Below are 17576 nucleotides of genomic sequence, written 5' to 3' on the forward strand. Positions count from 1 at the left end.
GATAAAAGAGGGGATTGAGTTCTAGTATAGAACTGTTTATATAGCATAAGGAGAGGGTGGATGAACCTAATCAAAAAGCTGGTTTGTGAATCTATTTTCCATTCCTGTTTACTTTTTCTCCTTAACAATGGCAGCATTCTAATCAGACTCCGGTAAGAAGTCAGTTTTAACAGATATCCTGAAGTTCGCTCCATTTTTAATTATAAATCTTATAGCGATGCTGTTCAGTTTAAGAAAGAAAGATATTGATCTGCCCTTAGTTTGGAGAATACTCTTTTTGCCGATTGTGTTGTTTGTAATGCCAGCTATTTCGGCTGCTGTGATCTTTGTGGCTGCGACTGTGTTTTTCTAACCAAGTTTAATGCCTGAAACAAATTAGATTCTTACATATTTTTAATTAGGAAAAGGAGAACTGCAACTATGTCTATTTACCATAAAACCATTGGAGAAGGGGTCCCAATCGTTATGCTGCACGGCTGGACACTTGACCACAGAGTGATGCAGCATGCAATGGAGCCGCTGTTCGAGAAGCAGGACGGCTGGAAAAGAATTTATATTGATTTGCCTGGCATGGGCCAGTCTGAGCCGCTGCCTTCGATCCGAAACTCGGATGACATGCTGGAAGCCGTGCTGCAGCTTTTAGATGAGATCATTCCTGAAGAAACGTTTGCCGTCTGCGGCTATTCGTATGGGGGCTATCTGGCGAGAGGGGTCGCTTATTCAAGGCCGGGTAGGGTCCGGGGTCTAATGCTGCTGGCGCCGGTGGCCATAGCTGAGTCTGCCGGCAGGACATTGCCCCAGCATGCGGTTTTAAAAAAGGACAGCAGCTTGATTTCGAGTCTATCCCCAGAGGACGCTGAAGAGTTCTGTTCCGTTGGAGTTGTGCAGGGTGAGGAAGAATGGGAAAGATTCCAGAAAGAAGTTCTGCTTCCTTCCAGACTGGCCAATGCAGAGTTTCTAGAGAGAATCCAAAATAACGGATACGGCTTTAGCTTTGATATAACAACAAGACTTGACCATCCGGCGCTGATCATCACAGGAAGGCAGGATCATATTACCGGCTACCGTGATACCTGGGAGCTGATAGAGGACTATCCGCGGGCCACTTTTGCAGTTCTTGATATGGCGGGTCACAATCTGCAGATTGAGCAGGCAGATGTGTTTAATGCTCTGGTTGAGGAATGGCTGAATAGGCTTGAGGAGAAGAGCTGAGGATAGCACAGGAGCAGGTTTCTTGAGCCCAAACGGACCGAGGGAACTGCCCTGTGGCTCGTATGCTCGAACCAAACGGAAGGGACATACGGTGTGATAAAGGAAATTGGAAGGGCAATATTGCGTCTTTAAGTAATCAGGAAGAACACAGGGCAGCTGCCCTTTCAAAATTGAGCCAAGGGACCTGTCCCTGTGGCTCTTTTTTCGCGATTTCCATCAGCAAGAAGGAAACCCGTTACCCGGCAGCGAAACAAGTCATATGCATATTTTGGAAAAACAGCAAAGGAAGCTGATCTTAATGAAATTGATAAGACCCGCAAAGATACATAAAGAACAAATGTTGGCATACCGAAAAGCATTTCTGGACTCGGGAGAACTTCTTTATGGAGGCTCTTCCCTGCAAAACTATGAACATTATGAGAAATGGCTCGAAAAAGTCATCAGCCAGGAAGAAGGGCAGCTGCCGCCAAACCGGGTTCCTGCGACACAATTCCTGAGCATGGTTGATGATAAAGTAGTCGGCCTGGTTAATATACGCCACCGGCTGACACCAGAACTGCTGGTGGAGAGCGGGCATATCGGCTACAGCATCCATCCGGCTGAACGCCGCAAAGGATATGCCGCTGAACAGCTGAAGATGAGCCTGGTCGAAGCAAAGAAACTGGGTTTGGAAAAAGTGCTGGTCACATGTGATAAAGCAAATATAGCTTCAGCCAGGACCATTCAGAAAGTTGGCGGGGTATTGGAGAATGAGGTCATTTCGCCAGACAGCGGTGAGGAGGTTCAGAGGTATTGGATACAGCTTTGACTTTTGTACCCGTCATTTTCTGCACTTAGAATGCCGGACTTAAGTTTTCTTTTTTATCTATATTTAGCAGGGAAGGAGGTAAGAGATGGATTGGCTAGAGCGATTGAATAGAGCAATGGATTATATTGAGGAGAATTTAGCGGGTGAAATAGATGGAAAAGAAATAGCGAGAAGAGCATGCTGTTCGGGTTACCATTTTCCAAGGATGTTCTCTTCCATGACCGGATTATCTTTATCAGACTATATCAGGCGGAGGCGCTTATCACAGGCGGCATTCGAGCTTCAAAACAACGCTGAAGTCCGGGTGATTGATCTGGCGTTTCAATATGGCTATGATTCCCCCGATGCCTTCAGCCGTGCTTTTAAAAACCTTCATGGAATTACTCCATCAGCGGCCAGGAATAAAGGAATCAAGCTAAAAGCCATCCCGAGGATTTCTTTTCAAATTTCGATTAAAGGGGACGAGGAAATGGATTACCGGATCGAAGTGCTGGAAACTGATGTTGAAATAGCGGGAGTCAGGCGGAAGGTGGTTACGGAGGATGCTTTTAAAACAATACCGCGGCTGTGGAAAGAAGCAACTGAAACGGGCATGCTGCAGCGTTTTATCAATCTATCCTGGGAAAATCCCCAATGCAAGCTGGAAGGGATACTGGGTCTAGTCGGAAAGCAGGCTGCCATTACCGATGAAGAGTTCGATTATTTCATGGGCTGCCGTTATACGGGTGAATCTGCAAGCGAAATGGAGAAAATCGTGATTCCCGCAAGTACCTGGGCTGTTTTCCCTGACATTCCTGAGGCTTGGAAGCGCCTGTACACCGAATGGCTGCCTGCCTCAGGCTATGAATTGGCAGATTTGCCGTGCGTTGAGAACTACCTGGCGCCTGACAGGGTTCCAAACAGCGAGTTGTGGGTGCCGGTCATAGCTAAATAGCGGGAAGGAGTGACAGGTTTTTTGTGACAAGCTGTATGAGAGACCTGTTCCTTTGTTTTTGAAAATCTACCAAGGGGATGTTTCCTATCAAGCCAACTCTGTTAATCTTTGGAACGGACCATTTTGCAGGCATAGATAATGGAGATATGTATATGACAGACAAAATGGATATTTTATCAGGCACAAGGCAAGCAGAAATCCAGGAGGTTATCACTTGTTTAAAGAATTTTAACCCGACAAAGGTAGCCTTGGAAGTTCTGCAGGAAAAGGAAGAAGCTTTGAATAATGAATATGCTTCTTATTTGAGTGGAGGCTATGAATTAACCGTTAATGAAATCGATCAAGTCGGATTCCGGCTGGCAAAGGAATGCGGTTTGGGACATGTACATGCAGTCGATTGGAATCAGGATGAGGAGGGTGTGCCGGACCTCGGGGCTCTAAGTGAATGGGAAGATACGGAAGAGTATAGGGCGTTTACAGAGATAGGGCAGAAAATCACTTCTGAAGCAAATACATTTTTGCAGAATCATTCTATAAAGGACTATCTGCTTTGGCATAATGAACCGCGGAATATTGCCAGGGGACAGGAACTTTACATGAAAATGTCCCTGACAGGCAGCAATAGCAACCCGGCGGGCGCCATTTGGACAGCGAAGTATTGGTATTATCGCAATCTGTTGATTTTTAGAAATCTGGTAAACTTATTGGATTCCAATGAAGAACGGATTTTTGTTTTATATGGTGCGGCCCATCTCCATCTGCTATTGCAGTTTGCGAGGGAGAGCGGGTTATTTGATGTTGAGGCAGCCGGGGATTATTTGGGGTAGGGATTAACTTTTGATCTAGTGTGGGGCCGGGGGGTCTGTCCCCATGGCTCATATCACCAAAAAATTGAAACTAAATCGGTGTCTCTTCCGTATACAAATATTAACAGGAGGGATACCATGGAAGTTAAAGTGGCAGAGAAGAATGGGAGCCTGGAGATAAACTGGCTATTAAATAAGACTGAAATACCGTTATCGGCTATTACAGAAGTATCGAATGATGATACCTATGGCGGGCAGGAAAAGGAAGCCATAAGGATTGGGTTTCCATCCGGCAATACAGACAGAGTGGTTATTAAAACAGAGAAAGAAACTTATATACTTTTTACGAGTATTGGCGGCATAAAAGAAAAGATCTTAACTTTGATGAATAAGTCTGTGCGTTGATCTTAAGGAGGATTAGCGCTTTTTTTGTTGAAGTTCTTTGGTAAGCGGGCAGGCACTCATATGTGCATTCACAGCTGAAATTGAAGGGGGCATGGGCCAGGGGGTCTGTCCCTATGGCTCACAATATGAAAAGGAGGCTGAAATGTGGATTTACTATTCTGGGTTCTTTTCGGCTTTTTCATAGGCGGATTTGCGGTTCTCGTTTCCATGAAAAAGAATATGGAACGCAGGGTCGCTGCGCTAAAAAGAGACGGGGAAAGCAGCAGTATTTCATCCCGTCCTGTTGTCTGGTGGATCTTCGCGACGACAGTCTGGGGAGTTGTGAGCATGGGGCTTGTTGTGTGGTGGTTTTCGGTTAGCTGACATAAGTTTTGCCGATAAAAGTGAGGAGATCAATGATGGATAACTGTATTTTTTGCAGGCTGGAGCGTGAGCCGGATCAGAATGTTGTCATGAGCAATGAACATTGTCTTTTTTTACAGCTGGGGCAGAGTCAAATAAAGGGAAGCCAGCTGGAAGGCGCAGGGTTAATTGTTCCTATTCAGCACAGGGAAACTGCGTTTGACTTAACACCCGAGGAGTGGACGGCCACCTACAGTCTCCTTCAGGATGTGAAAAAGTACTTGGATGAAAGGCATGAGCCTCAAGGTTATAATTTAGGCTGGAACTGCGGCGAGGCTGGCGGACAGCATATTTTCCATGCACACTTTCATGTGATCCCGAGATATGAGGACGAACCTCTTGCGGGTAAAGGAATCCGGTATATGTTTAAAGGGAAAGAAAATCAGAGGGGGCTTAAACCTTCCCCTTTGGCGACTTGAAAGAGAGAGCTGATGGAAAATAACGTGTTTTCATGAAGCAGGATGCCTCTATGTTTATTTCAGTCAGCACCAAGTAAGGGATTGGGAAATGTTCTCCAGATAGGGTGATTCCAATAGAAAAATTAATATTGCATAAGCGGCATGATTATAGTTCAAATTTAAACTTTGCCGGCGGCCAGATAGCTCAGGATGGAACACTGCTGCTGATTGAAACCGGCCAACAGGAACTCGATTTTTTTGAGCGGCCTGTGCCGAAATGCAGCTGGACCATCACGTTGATTAGAGATAACAGTATAGAGACTGTGGAATTAAAGAACATTCCTCTAATGCCGACTCACGCTGATCTGTTTTCCGATGGGACATTGCTTATAGTACAAAGCCGCAGTTTAAAGGAAGGAACTTACGTTGAACGGAACGCCAGGAGATATAACCAAAATGGGCAGTTAATCGAGGCATTCACGCTCGGTGATGGAATCAATGATGTGCAGATTGATGACTCAGATACCATTTGGGTCAGTTACTTTGATGAAGGCATCTTTGGGAATTTTGGATGGGATGAGCCCATGGGAAGTGCCGGTGTTGTGGCTTACACAATGGATGGGAAGAAGCTGTGGGGAGCAAGTGATTATGGCATCATTGACTGCTGCGCAATGAATGTGGCTGGATCAAAGGAAGTCTACTTTTACTATTATGATGATTTTGATCTCGTTCATCTGGATGAGATGAGAGAAGCCGGGCGCTATCGTGTGAACGGCCGTTACCCTATGATGGGGCAATTTATGCTGCATAAAGAGGGTTTGATTGGTCAAATCGATATGTCAACGCTCATGCGCTACCGGAAAAATCAACACAGCTATACAGCAAAACATAAGCTGCAGTTAATTGATGAAGATGGCAAACGCATCATTGGGCCGGTGTTCATGCGGGGCTCACATCTGTATGCATACGGCAAGGATGGAATATATATAAAGTCATAGGACAGGTTCCATGCCAAACGGGCCAGCGGACCTGTCCCCTTGGCTCATTGGGAGGACTTTCAAATGTATAATAAAAACCACGATCCTAAAGGAAATATTAAGGCAGAGATCCTGCTATCGGGGCAATCTCTTTCTTTTAAATTGGATGTAAACGAAACGAAGGTACTGCTCGACAATATGGAAAAAGCATCGCATGATTTTAAAAAGATGGACTCTATTAAGCTGTATCATCCTGACGGCAGGTTGAAATCAGTGATCAACCCATTGCAGATATCGAGGATTTGGTTTACATGAAAGCAAAGGGACAGGTTTCTTGGCCCGAGCGGACGGAAAACCTGTCTCTCTGTATTAGTGTGGAAGCATAATAGTCTTGAAATACCTGCTGCTTATGGTTAAAGGCTGTATTCTCATTAGTGGTTAAGCCTGTCCTTAAATGTTTCCATACAGCATTCGATGTTTATGAGCAGCGTAATAATCTTGAGAGTGAACTCAAAGTTATCTCTCTGGAAGGATATTAGTGTCAGGCAGAACCGGATCTGCCATTAATATCTTCTATAGAAATGCCTTATTCAAGTCCTTTCTTAATGATTTGGGAACGGTTTTCCATTTGCGGGGGTTCCTCGAACCAGCCATTTTTAATCTTAATATTAATCCCTTCCTGCGCGTAGAAATAGACATCTTTTGCGAGCAAAAGTGTTTTCATCGCCAAATCGTTTCTTAAACTGAAAAATCCCCCTGTGCCTGACCCAATCAGTCCAAACCCATTAAGAATATATATACAGTGCATCATCAGCTTGTCAGAAAAGGGAGGAACTGTTGATGTAGTTACCGTTGCCCCGGAAGTCGCGGAGAGATGGACATCCCCATCCAGAAGTAATTCCTCCATAACTTTGACCTGTTTCTTGGCAAGATCCTTCCCTTTTAAAAAATATTGCCTGGCTTCCTTGTTTTGAGCGCACTGAGCAAAGCCTGTAATTAACTGCATTCCAATATTATTAACTTCAAGATTATGATGAAGGATCCCAACCTCCAGGGCTGATAGAGGCCTTTTTTCACCAATTAGTTTAAACCCCTCCATGTACTTTTTGCTTTTAATAAATTCCGTCTTCTTCTGCATAGTCACTTTAGGAGGGAGAGATAGAATTCCATTTTCAAGTAAATAGCGGGTTGAAAGTTTATAGATTTTTTGAGTGACAGTTGTGAGTCCCTCATAAATGGCCATTACCTTTTTGTTGTAGGTCATATTCATGCCAAGGGTGTACAGCCCCATGCTAACTTCCTTTAATACACGGACAAACATGATATCAAATCCATTATCATATAACTTGGGGGCCTCCAGGTTTACATCCTCTGATGTGAAACCCACAGGTTTAACCATTCCCTGTTCAGAAAATAGATTTTCCATCTCAGCTACATAAAAATTAAGCTCCTGCCATAATCCGCCCAAAATATTTCTTGCTTGCGGGTCATCTGCCTTTTCGATAAAGTATTCCAGAAACCGCATAATCAAGGTTTTTTCCTGATATGTCTGCCAAAGCGAACCTATTTCGGACACATTTAAAGGATTTGTCAGAACCATGCAGATACCTCCTAATCAAATATCCCTAAGTGCTATGTATGTTGTTTCTAGCGTTTCCAATTAAGGAAAAACCATACTGTATTTTGGGCCGTGGTATCTGTCCCTTTTGCATACTCCTTTTTATAAGTATATTCATCTTTAAAAGCAGGATAATGGAATAGATTGGTGAATATTAGTAAGAATCAATTTAGGACAGATGAAATTAGATTGGATAGGAACAAAGGCTAAATGTTTAAAACTTACTGAATTAGGCTTTAAAGTAAATTTAAGAATTGAGTATCGAAGGGAAAAAATAAGAGTGAATGACTACCTGTTCCATGCAGAAAATAGAGATATTTCGGTGCTGACTTTAATAAATGACAGTGAGTATTATGAAGGGTTAGAGAGAATGAGGAACGATGTGAAATTAAATCCGGATATAAACATTGTGAATGATTTTGCGGAGCTGTTTTGTACTGCTGAAAAATTTTAGAAGAACAGAGGGACAGATACATGAGAAACCTGTCCTTCTGTCCTATAGGCAAGCCCGGCACAGCTGCCTGTCTTCATCACGCGGGGAAAAGATAGCCATGAGCCCCTTATTGCTTACGTTAAGGGCTGCATTCTTATTAAGCGGTTTAAGCGATATCTATACGTATCAATAAAAAACTCCAGCTTAATAATTAAATGAAGGATCCTTTTAATCAAGCTAGTAAGTGTACTCACAATGTATCCCTCCACATTCATGATCGTGCACGGAAAAAGGTGCACTAGCATTAATATCCTCCAGAGCAGATTCCTTTATTCACTTTCATTCTTGATATCACATGCAAATCTACAGGGGGCGTTGATTTGATAGTGGTGCTATGGCAAGTATCCTTCCTCCTTTGTGTCGTCACTCTCCTGTTTGGTCTATTTAAGAAATCATGGCTTTCCATGTTCATCAGTTTTATCACATCACTTCCGATAGCTTATTACTTCCTGGGAGCTGAAAATAGCTGGAGGCTGGTTGCTTTAGCTCCTATATTTTCGCTGCTTCTGACATTTCTTTTTTGGAGGAATAAAGTACGCTGATTTGACTGTGGGAAAGGATCTGCACATTTTTTGCGGAAAGTTATTTAGAGCTGGCTGGCAAGCAAACTCAGAGCTCCGGAAATTTAGGGAAAGGAAACAAAACTGGATGGGGGGAGTATCGTGCTGCGGGCAGTCTGGAAAAACATATTGTATATACTGGAACATAAACTTAATGTCCTGATCGAGTGCTGGAAAGAGGGGCTATTCCTGCAGGGGATTGTCCACGATTGGTCAAAATTTTCCCCGCAGGAGTTTATGCCATATGCAAAGAAGTTCTTCTATGAGGGCCAAAAGGACTCCATTGATGAGTTAAAGTGGAAGTACGCATGGCTCCACCATCAGCACAAGAACAAGCACCACTGGGAACATTGGGTGGTTGACCCGAAAAATAAACAAGCCCTGCCGATGCCCAGAAAATATCTTCTTGAAATGGTTTGTGACTGGCGTTCGTTTTCGAGGAAGTGGGGAAGAAGGGTGAAAGCTTCCACTATGGACTTGAGCGGCAATATAATTTTGCATCCCGATACGAAAAAGGAACTGGAAGATATATTGGAGAAGAAAAAGGCAGAGGATGCTAGGTGGAAAAATAGGGACGCGATTTAACTTGGAATAGGCTGCCTGCAAGGCGGCTTTTTTGCTGTTTCGGAATAAATGCAGGAAAAAAATGAGCCAAGGAACCTGACCCCCTGGCCCAAAAAATGGTTGCGCGGTTTTGGAAGTGTGTATATAATGTATATATAGTATATATACAATAGTTGAAAAAGAGGGAATTCCATGCAAATCATTATCTCCAACAGTTCCAAGGAGCCGATTTATGAACAAATTACTAAACAGATTCAATCCTTAATTTTAGCGGGCGATCTGCAGGAGGGGTCAGCGCTGCCTTCCATACGCCAGCTCGCGAAGGATCTCCAGATCAGTGTGATTACGACGAAACGGGCTTACGAGGAATTGGAGAAGGCGGGTTTTATTTATTCTATTGTTGGCAAAGGGTCTTTTGTTGCCGAACAAAATTTAGAAGTTATTAGGGAAAAGAAGCTGAAGGTCATTGAGGAACAGCTGGGGGCGGTTATAATTAACGGTCGGGAAATTGGTCTCTCATTGGATGAACTTCAGCAGCTATTGAAGATTTTATATGAGGAGTGACTGTATGGAGAATGTGGTCGAATTGAAAAATGTTTCCAAGGAATTCAAGGGTTTTTCCATTAAAGATATAAATTTTCAAGTAAAGCAGGGCTTTATTACAGGGTTCATCGGAGGGAATGGCGCCGGAAAGTCGACGACCATTAAAATGATGATGAATCTGCTGAAGCCGGATCAGGGCGAGATCAGGATCTTCGGGCTGGACTATAAGACACATGAGAAGGAGATCAAGGAGCGCATCGGGTTCGTTTATGACGGAAATGTGTTTTATGAAGGGATGAATTTAAAAGATATAAAACGCATTGTTGGACCAGCGTATAAGCGCTGGGACGATCGTTTGTTTTATCAATATGTAGAGCAGTTCGAGCTGCCCCTTAATAAAGCGATTAAAACTTTCTCAAAAGGGATGCAGATGAAGGCATCACTGGCGATTGCCTTATCGCACCATCCAGAGCTGATTATCATGGATGAACCTACATCAGGACTGGATCCTATTTTCAGGCGGGAAATGCTCGATCTGCTGCAGGAATTGATGCTGGATGACCGGCGCACGATTTTCTTCTCTACACATATCACCACAGATTTGGACCGCATCGCTGATTATATTGCCTTTTTGCAAAATGGGAGACTGGTATTTAATCAGTCTGTCCACGAGGTGGGGGAAAATTATGCGCTCGTAAAAGGCGGGCTGGAACTTTTGGACCGGGATACAGAGAAGGCTTTTGTCCATATTCACCGGGCTCCTACAGGGTTTGAGGCCCTGACTGACAATATCGAACTTGTAAATAATACTTTTGGCCATTCTGTTGTAGTGGAACAGGCGGGCCTGGAGGATATTATGTATTACATGAAGGGGAGGAAAAGCTATGTTTAACCTTATCAGGCGCGATGTGATACTGCAGAAAAAACTGATCTTGACCTTTATTCCTTTTATCCTGTTCTTTATTGTAATGGATTCGCATCCTGTGCTGATTTTCAGCGTTGCCAGCATTTTCATTCCTTTTAATGCCTATGCCTATGATGAAAAAGCAGAGGCGAACATTCTGCTGAACAGCCTGCCCTATACGCGTAATGAAATCATTGCTTCACGTTATCTCGGAGCAGTTATCTATATGATTTTAGCCATAGGCGGCACTTGTCTGGCATTGCTTGCATTCAATAAGGCATTTACCATCGAAGATATGGCTATGGGAGGCGGCATCTTCTTAGCATTCGCTGCATTCACATTTCCGCTGTTTTATATATTTAAACCAGGGCATATCACAACAGTCCTGATGATTACATTCGTTCTATTAACAGGGATGGGTCCGCATCTCCTAAACCTGATTGCTGAAGATCTTTCTTTAATCACCGGTTTTATTGCAAGTTTGTCCAACCCGGCGTTGTACACGGGGGCAGCAGTAATCATTTTGGCTCTGTATGGCATTTCCTGGGGAGTCACCACATTCATTTACCAGAGAAAGGCGTTTTAATGCTCCTTTGAGGAGGGCCGGAAATGGATGAAGTATTCAAGAGTCTAAAAAAAGCAGGGATCCATTACATAAAAAATGATCAAGAATTCATCTTAGAAATGTTTGAAGATAATATAAACAATCCCCATGAAGCAGACACAGCCATAATGAAACTTATTACTAATCTAACTGCCTTTAAAGAGAGGCGTATCTTGTTCGAATGCCCTAGAACTCTCCTTGATCAATTGATGTTCACAAAAAGGAAAATGGTAATGACTGGAGAAAGAGTCATTTACACCAGGGAATTTACTGAACCTATCAATCAACCTGCAGCCGGTTATGAAGTATGGTCCATTGAGCACGAGGAATCAATCGCTTTCCTGTCAGAGGTAATGGGCAGGAGTTTTAACGATACTAGAAGATTTTTAACGGGCATGCAAACAGAGTTGCCCTCACAGGTAAACAATATGTACACAGTACTGATGATTGCAGATGAACCGGCTGGCGTTGTTTTTCCCCACCTGGAGCCTGATTCGGATAGACAAGGACGTCTCTTTTGGATTGGCATGCACCCGAAATTTTCAGGGAATGGGCTGGGTCAGAGGCTCCATTTGCTGGGGTTATATAGGCTGAGAAATGAATTTAAAGCAAACTCGTACCTGGGCGCAACGAAAATTGATAACACGCCAATGAGAAAAATTATGATAGCGAATGGTTGTACTCAGAACAAAAATACGGTCCTATCATTGGAATATAATTTATAAGTAACAGGAATCTGACCTTGTTTCACATAAATAAAAAGAAACAGTTTCCTCTCACCGTAGAAAGGGGCAGTGCTATGATTACAGTAAATCCTATCGGGATTGCATATAATGAAAGACACGAAATAGAGGACGATTACTGGGGCGAAGTGGTCAGCAGGATCGTGCTGGACGATTCTCTGCCAGAAGACGGGCTCGACGGAATTGAATCCTTCTCCCACTTAGAAATCATTTATCATTTTCATCGGGTGGATCAAAGTAAAATAGTGCCTGGTGCAAGGCATCCCAGAAATGACAGCAGCCTCCCCAAAGTGGGGATCTTTGCTCAGCGCGGCAAAAATAGACCGAATCAACTAGGCCTGACAACTGTGAGGATAGTCAAAAGAGAAGGCAGGGAACTGACCGTCACTGGGCTTGATTGCATCAATGGGACGCCGATTCTTGATATCAAGCCGGTGATGGAGGAATTCCTGCCTAAAGAGCCTATCAGCCAGCCAGATTGGTCCCATGAGATTATGAAGAATTATTGGGACTGAAGTTCAAAGGGAAAAAAGAGAGATCAGCAGTTCCTGCTGATCTCTCTTTCATTCAGTTGGTGCGATTTACTATTAGAACCGGAGAAAGATTTCCATTCCCGCCTCCATAAAAAAGGACGGAATTCTGATTAAAGCTAGCTGCCGTTGCTGCTTTTAGCCTGAACTGAGTCTTGCCGCTCCGGTTGATTTGAGCCAGTGCGCTGGCCGGGATATCTATATCAATGTAATTAGAAACGGCGGCCGGCTGAAAACTGGCTATATCGGTAAGTGTGGCTGCGGCGGAATAATCGCTTTGTTCGATTGGGTCAGATCCAAAAGTTCCGTTCTTCATGTCGATTTTTACATCAGTGACAGCCCCTGTGATCAATTTTGTATACAGGCGCAATTTTGCTGACCCAATCGCTGTCTGTCCGAGCGTGCTTGTGTCAAAGGATAAGATCCCTCTGAAGGTATCAGTATTGTACATTCCTTTATCGCCAGCCTTGATGTCCCCGGAGCCTTTGCCATCTGCTGTGAAGCGGCCGGCAAACCCGCTTTCCCCTGAGATGGCGCTGAATGTCAGCGAGTCCCCGGGAGGAGCATCTTCTTCGATGATATATACTTCTTCTTTGACAGACTCTCTTTGCCCGGAGCTGTCCTGGCTGAAAAACTTAAGGGTCGTATCGTCGTAAATGTAAATCGGTCCCGTGTAGAGTGTGGATTGTGCTGTAGGATTCGAACCGTCCACTGTGTAGTAAGTGGATGCTTCTTTATTGGTCTGGAGCTCTACATAGACAGGCTGATTATAGGTTCCGCCTTTAGGGCTTGCTGATGTAGCAGGGGCATCGCCGGCATCTCCTCCATCATCACCGCCTGCAAATGAATGGAAAAATTCCCACATCATCCGGCTGGCATCAGGGCCTTGTGGATCCGTATAGCTGCCTTGCACATTTCCCCCTGACCAGGCATGCCCCATGCTTTGGACAGTGACTTTTTTCATCCAGACTCTGCCGTCCCCAGCTTTATAATGGCTGACAGTGTAGCTTTTTCCGCCAGGAACGTTTAAGTTCTCGGTTTGGTCCGGCTGGTCATCCATCCAGCCATCCTCTATGCCATTCTGTGCTAAATCGTTTGTGACAGCCCATTGGCTAATGACTTGGTTTCCATTTACCGGTGCGACTGTATAGTCCGAAGTTCCGTGAAACACTATGACTGGCATGGTGTCTGCCTGGCTTCCCATTGCCTGATAGGCAGCCCTCCCCTGGCGCACAGGGTCAGGGCCGCCGCTCGACATAGCCGTAAAAGCTCCGGTCATGCTGGTTGCAGCCTTGTATTCAAGACCTGCTCCCACCCCAATTCCAGAGAAAAGGTCAGGATATGCAGCCCCCATGATCACACTCATCGCTGCACCTGCTGAGAGACCCGCCGCATACACCTGATCACCTTGGACAGAGTAATTATTTTTAATAAGATTTACCATTCCGGCGATAGCAGCTGGTTCCCCGCTGCCGCGCGACTGGTGGACTGATTCGAACCAGTTCCAGCACTTGTTGGAATTGGCGCTGCTGGTCTGTTCAGGATACAGCACCAAAAACTTTTTTTCATCAGCGAGTGTATTCATCTTAGTCCCTGTCGCAAACTGGCTGGCATCCTGTGTGCACCCATGCAGCATGACATATAACGGATAAGACTGACTTTCATTGTACTGATCAGGAACATACAATTTATAAGGCTTCCCTCCATAGGTGCCTGTGATAAATTGTCCTGCAGCCTTTGAATTACCAGGAAGCAATGTGACCGAGCATACAAAAATCAAAACGATTAAACCAATCCAGGATTTTCTGCGAGCCATCAAAACCATTCCTCCTTTTCATTCTTCGGGTCTAGTGTAGGAGGGGGGAGTTACAATGAAGTTACAGTATCCAGGAAGGGATTGAGCATTTTTTGTTGAATTTTATATTGATTAATATATAGAGGCGGGTTTGAATTGAAAATAAAGTTAGGGTGCTTACACGCCCATTTTTCGAATATCGAATACATTGAGAAAGCCTTTGCCCCATATGATATGGAACTAATACATTTTGTTGATCCTGCATTAATATATCGAGTTACATCAGATAGGAGCTTCAAAACTGCAGACGCACGAAATAAAGTAAAGGAACAGATAGAATGGATAGCCCAATGTAATGTTGATGCCATACTGGTTACTTGCACAAACTATATTGCTATTCTATCGGAAGAACAACTTTCAATTTCTGTGCCTATCATAAAGATTGATGAACCCTTCTTTGAGTCTGTCTGTAAAGTAAAGCGGGCACAGACAATCGTATTTACAAATCCTGCAACAGTCAAAGGAACTTTAGAGCGTCTGAATCAATATGCACACAATCATCAGAAATCGATTGATATAGAGGCAAAGGTAATCAACAATACTTTTGAATTGATAATGCAAGGGCGAAAACATGAATATAATCATGAGATTTCCAAGTTTTTGCAAGGGATTATTCTGGAAGATAAAATAATTTCTGTTGCTCAACTATCTATGGTCCAAGCATCCAAAGAAATTAAGCATACGACTAAAACTATAATTAATCCCTTGGATACATTAGTCTCTTCCGTGGTCAAACAGTTGAAATTAGAATGAACCAGGGGGACAGGTCCCTTGGCTCTTTTTTGGCGGCTGGGCCAGGGGGACTTGTCCTTGCACGGTTACATATTTATATCATTTTCTGGTGTTCATTTTTCGTCTGATTACCTATTTGCAGACCTAATTGAATTTGCAAACGACAACAGTATTTCAATAACTAAAACAAAAGATTATCGGGTGATTGAAAAATAATGCTGTTAGAAAGAGGGGCCTGCCCTTGAAGCCTTTTAAAGATAAGATCTATTGGACGCTGATGCCTGTAGCATTAATTATTAGTATTGTAATCATATTTTTTCTCCCAATAAAGAATATCTACGCATATATGACCCCATTAGTATTTTGGATTGTTTATTATATCTGGACTTATTTTGATGAAAAACGCAATAAAAAACAATAAGGTTTCTTATCGGCCTATTTGCTCCGGCACTTTTGCCCAGCAAAAAACAAAGGGATGGAAAACTCCATCCCTCTATCCATTATTCTCAATAATATCCTCAACAATCTCAAATGCCTTCTCCTTAGTCATTCCCTCTCTCAATGAAAACTCAATATGATAAGAGCCTTTCTCGAGATTGAAGAATGCTATTAGCATATCTGTGTCAGCCGCAATCTCTCTATAATGGACATCCACACCGTTCATCGTTTTAATCTTGCTGTCAATTTCACCATCAATGATCTCGAAATTGCTGTAGGTGATGATGAAAAGCCAGGGTTCTCCATCATAAAGTCCATATAGAACCTTCGAATCCATTGTATTCTCATATTTTTCGATATACTCTTTGTCTCTTAACTTACCCTTTTCTTTTGAATAGACCACAACCAGGTCCTTCTTGTCACCTGTTGGCGGATATTTAACCTCAGCCGATGTGATGGAATACTGTTCATATTCAGGAATAAATACATCAGTCTCAAATTCATCGCCAGCCTGCTCTTGAAAAGAATTGGCTCCTCCGTCCGTTTGAGAGGAACAGGCACTGGCAATTAACATTAATCCAAGCAGCAAAAGACTCATTCTCCGCTTCAATTTCTCAGCTCCCTGTTTTTTTGGATGCTGTTATATTTTAACATATTATTCCAAGTGATTTAAAGGAAGAACAGTTTATACCTCTTAAGAAGGTCAAACCTTTCATGATATAAAATAGGTAATATAAGGAAAAACATGAATACGGAGGATTAGAATGGAACAGATCTTCAGAGACATTGTTGAAATAATGCATCACGACTATGCGGGGTGCATCGATAAAAAAGGATATGATCATCCGGAGGCTTATTTTGAAAAAATACAGCTTTTAAAAGAAACCAATAAGCTGACCAGGGAGCAGTTTGCAGATATAGTAAGAGACTATTTATTGGACTTTCAAGACCACCATATTTACTTTGCTGACAGCTTGGCGGAAAAAAGAAAGCCACTGGACAGAGGTTTCCAGGTCAGGCGATATAAGGACTGCCTTTATGTTACCGGAGCGAAAAATGAACAAAAATTAAATGCCGGCATGGCGATTATTTCGCTTGGGGGCTTCACCATTCCGGAACTGAAAGAAAAGCACAGCCGGCTTTTGAAGGCTTATCATCCGGAACGGGAAGACTGGATGCCGATCCTTTCGCTGTATGAATATGGCGACATACAGGATGAACAGGGTAATGTCCAAAAAATCACTTTCAATACTTATGAAAAACCAGGATATACGCCAGCCTATACTGTGGAAAAGGTGAATCAGGATACATTGCTATTCACCATTACTGATTTTGCGGATCCAGATGCCATTGTAAAACTGGTCAAAGATAATAGGGATCTTATTGAATCAGCAGACCAATGGATAATAGATGTTCGGGTCAATTATGGCGGAAGCGACTCCAGCTACTATCCTCTCATGCCGTATATCATGCCTGAAGAAGGTGTGGAGCTCGCTGACAGAGAGGACACGATGCTGTTTAACTGCACCCATTCGAACACCGGCAGATTTCTGGCGGGAGCGTTCCCGGAACTGGAAGGCATACAGGGGCAAGAGGCACAGCAATTCCTTAAGGTCTTTATTCGGGAGTGGCAGAAGAACAAAGGAAAAGGATTCGTCGAGTTTGATTTTAAAGATATTGTGCCCGACACGTATGTGAAAGGCGCCAAATATCCTAAATCAGTTGCAGTTTTGTCAGATTATATGTGCGGCAGTTCGGGTGATTCCTTTGTTGAGCTTTGTAAAAAGTCCAGCAAAGTCCGGGTCATCGGCAGGCCGACAAAAGGATTAAATGATTATGCCAACCTCATAAGCAAGCACTGGGATAACGGATTTGAATTCATGTATCCCACTTCAAGGCTGTCACGGATTGACAGGGGCATGGGGATGACGGGCAAAGGGATAGCGCCAGATTTGTATGTACCATGGACACCCGAGCACTTGAAGCGGGATGTTGACCTGGAGAAGGCGATAGAGTGGCTGTCATTGGAAAAAAGTACATTCAGGTAGGG

General features: G+C 43.5%; 21 protein-coding genes. 18 read left to right on the forward strand and 3 right to left on the reverse strand.

Translation table 11 applies throughout. The features are described 5' to 3' along the window. Positions 1-420: 420 nt before the first annotated feature. The 9 genes from CYJ37_RS06725 to CYJ37_RS06765 all read left to right on the forward strand — a co-directional run bounded on the left by CYJ37_RS06725 (position 421) and on the right by CYJ37_RS06765 (position 6257). Positions 421-1212, forward strand: coding sequence for an alpha/beta fold hydrolase (locus CYJ37_RS06725; protein WP_101548683.1), 792 nt, complete (start codon positions 421-423; stop codon positions 1210-1212). 298 nt (positions 1213-1510) lie between these two features. Next, positions 1511-2020 carry a GNAT family N-acetyltransferase gene (locus tag CYJ37_RS06730; RefSeq protein ID WP_180827275.1) on the forward strand — a complete coding sequence of 170 codons (510 nt, stop codon included), beginning with the start codon at positions 1511-1513 and terminating at the stop codon, positions 2018-2020. Positions 2021-2105: 85 nt separating this feature from the next. Continuing rightward, on the forward strand, positions 2106-2954 hold the full coding sequence (locus CYJ37_RS06735) for an AraC family transcriptional regulator (RefSeq protein WP_022544572.1): 849 nt from the start codon (positions 2106-2108) through the stop codon (positions 2952-2954). 152 nt (positions 2955-3106) lie between these two features. Then, positions 3107-3781, forward strand: coding sequence for a DUF5694 domain-containing protein (locus CYJ37_RS06740; protein WP_142385233.1), 675 nt, complete (start codon positions 3107-3109; stop codon positions 3779-3781). 117 nt (positions 3782-3898) lie between these two features. Continuing rightward, positions 3899-4165, forward strand: coding sequence for a SunI/YnzG family protein (locus CYJ37_RS06745; protein WP_009794530.1), 267 nt, complete (start codon positions 3899-3901; stop codon positions 4163-4165). Between the two features lie 144 nt (positions 4166-4309). Beyond that, positions 4310-4528 carry a hypothetical protein gene (locus tag CYJ37_RS06750; protein WP_101548685.1) on the forward strand — a complete coding sequence of 73 codons (219 nt, stop codon included), beginning with the start codon at positions 4310-4312 and terminating at the stop codon, positions 4526-4528. A 35-nt stretch (positions 4529-4563) separates the two neighbouring features. Next, positions 4564-4986 carry an HIT family protein gene (locus CYJ37_RS06755; protein ID WP_101548686.1) on the forward strand — a complete coding sequence of 141 codons (423 nt, stop codon included), beginning with the start codon at positions 4564-4566 and terminating at the stop codon, positions 4984-4986. A 128-nt stretch (positions 4987-5114) separates the two neighbouring features. Continuing rightward, positions 5115-5963 carry a hypothetical protein gene (locus CYJ37_RS06760; RefSeq protein WP_101548688.1) on the forward strand — a complete coding sequence of 283 codons (849 nt, stop codon included), beginning with the start codon at positions 5115-5117 and terminating at the stop codon, positions 5961-5963. A gap of 63 nt (positions 5964-6026) precedes the next feature. After that, complete coding sequence (locus CYJ37_RS06765; RefSeq protein WP_009794525.1) at positions 6027-6257, forward strand: hypothetical protein; 231 nt, start codon at positions 6027-6029, stop codon at positions 6255-6257. Between the two features lie 271 nt (positions 6258-6528). On the opposite strand, the gene CYJ37_RS06770 is transcribed toward CYJ37_RS06765, so the two are convergent. Then, a complete protein-coding gene (locus tag CYJ37_RS06770; protein WP_009794524.1) occupies positions 6529-7542 on the reverse strand; it encodes a DUF3231 family protein in 1014 nt (337 codons plus the stop codon). 196 nt (positions 7543-7738) lie between these two features. On the opposite strand from CYJ37_RS06770, the gene CYJ37_RS06775 reads away from it, so the two are divergent. The 7 genes from CYJ37_RS06775 (at position 7739) to CYJ37_RS06810 (ending at position 12486) form a co-directional block, all read left to right on the forward strand. Beyond that, on the forward strand, positions 7739-8014 hold the full coding sequence (locus CYJ37_RS06775; protein ID WP_101548690.1) for a hypothetical protein: 276 nt from the start codon (positions 7739-7741) through the stop codon (positions 8012-8014). A gap of 701 nt (positions 8015-8715) precedes the next feature. Next, positions 8716-9198 (forward strand): DUF5662 family protein, encoded by a 483-nt coding sequence (locus CYJ37_RS06785; RefSeq protein WP_101548693.1) that lies wholly within the window; start codon positions 8716-8718, stop codon positions 9196-9198. Positions 9199-9369: 171 nt separating this feature from the next. Next, entirely contained in the window at positions 9370-9741 is a 372-nt protein-coding gene (locus CYJ37_RS06790; RefSeq protein WP_009794518.1) for a GntR family transcriptional regulator, read from the forward strand. Positions 9742-9745: 4 nt separating this feature from the next. Beyond that, positions 9746-10612, forward strand: a complete 867-nt coding sequence (locus CYJ37_RS06795) for an ABC transporter ATP-binding protein (RefSeq protein ID WP_101548695.1) — start codon at positions 9746-9748, stop codon at positions 10610-10612. Further along, positions 10605-11210 carry an ABC-2 transporter permease gene (locus CYJ37_RS06800; RefSeq protein WP_009794516.1) on the forward strand — a complete coding sequence of 202 codons (606 nt, stop codon included), beginning with the start codon at positions 10605-10607 and terminating at the stop codon, positions 11208-11210. The genes CYJ37_RS06795 and CYJ37_RS06800 overlap by 8 nt, the downstream gene beginning before the upstream one ends. Positions 11211-11233: 23 nt before the next feature. Beyond that, positions 11234-11953 (forward strand): GNAT family N-acetyltransferase, encoded by a 720-nt coding sequence (locus CYJ37_RS06805; protein WP_009794515.1) that lies wholly within the window; start codon positions 11234-11236, stop codon positions 11951-11953. Positions 11954-12027: 74 nt separating this feature from the next. Beyond that, positions 12028-12486, forward strand: a complete 459-nt coding sequence (locus tag CYJ37_RS06810) for an SAM-dependent methyltransferase (protein ID WP_009794514.1) — start codon at positions 12028-12030, stop codon at positions 12484-12486. A gap of 52 nt (positions 12487-12538) precedes the next feature. On the opposite strand, the gene CYJ37_RS06815 is transcribed toward CYJ37_RS06810, so the two are convergent. Continuing rightward, the gene (locus tag CYJ37_RS06815) at positions 12539-14317 is read right to left on the reverse strand and encodes an extracellular catalytic domain type 1 short-chain-length polyhydroxyalkanoate depolymerase (protein WP_308302668.1); all 1779 of its coding nucleotides are present in this window, start codon (positions 14315-14317) and stop codon (positions 12539-12541) included. Between the two features lie 135 nt (positions 14318-14452). Between CYJ37_RS06815 and CYJ37_RS06820 the strand changes: the two genes are divergently transcribed. Then, positions 14453-15109: a hypothetical protein gene (locus CYJ37_RS06820; RefSeq protein WP_101548699.1), complete on the forward strand. Its 657-nt coding sequence runs from the start codon at positions 14453-14455 to the stop codon at positions 15107-15109. 472 nt (positions 15110-15581) lie between these two features. Here the strand turns inward: CYJ37_RS06820 and CYJ37_RS06830 are convergent, their stop codons facing one another. Then, positions 15582-16136, reverse strand: a complete 555-nt coding sequence (locus CYJ37_RS06830) for a hypothetical protein (RefSeq protein ID WP_022544563.1) — start codon at positions 16134-16136, stop codon at positions 15582-15584. Between the two features lie 154 nt (positions 16137-16290). On the opposite strand from CYJ37_RS06830, the gene CYJ37_RS06835 reads away from it, so the two are divergent. Further along, positions 16291-17574 (forward strand): S41 family peptidase, encoded by a 1284-nt coding sequence (locus CYJ37_RS06835; RefSeq protein ID WP_101548705.1) that lies wholly within the window; start codon positions 16291-16293, stop codon positions 17572-17574. Positions 17575-17576: the final 2 nt, after the last annotated feature.

Source organism: Bacillus sp. UMB0728, assembly GCF_002858875.1.
Lineage (GTDB): Bacteria > Bacillota > Bacilli > Bacillales > Cytobacillaceae > Bacillus_AB > Bacillus_AB infantis.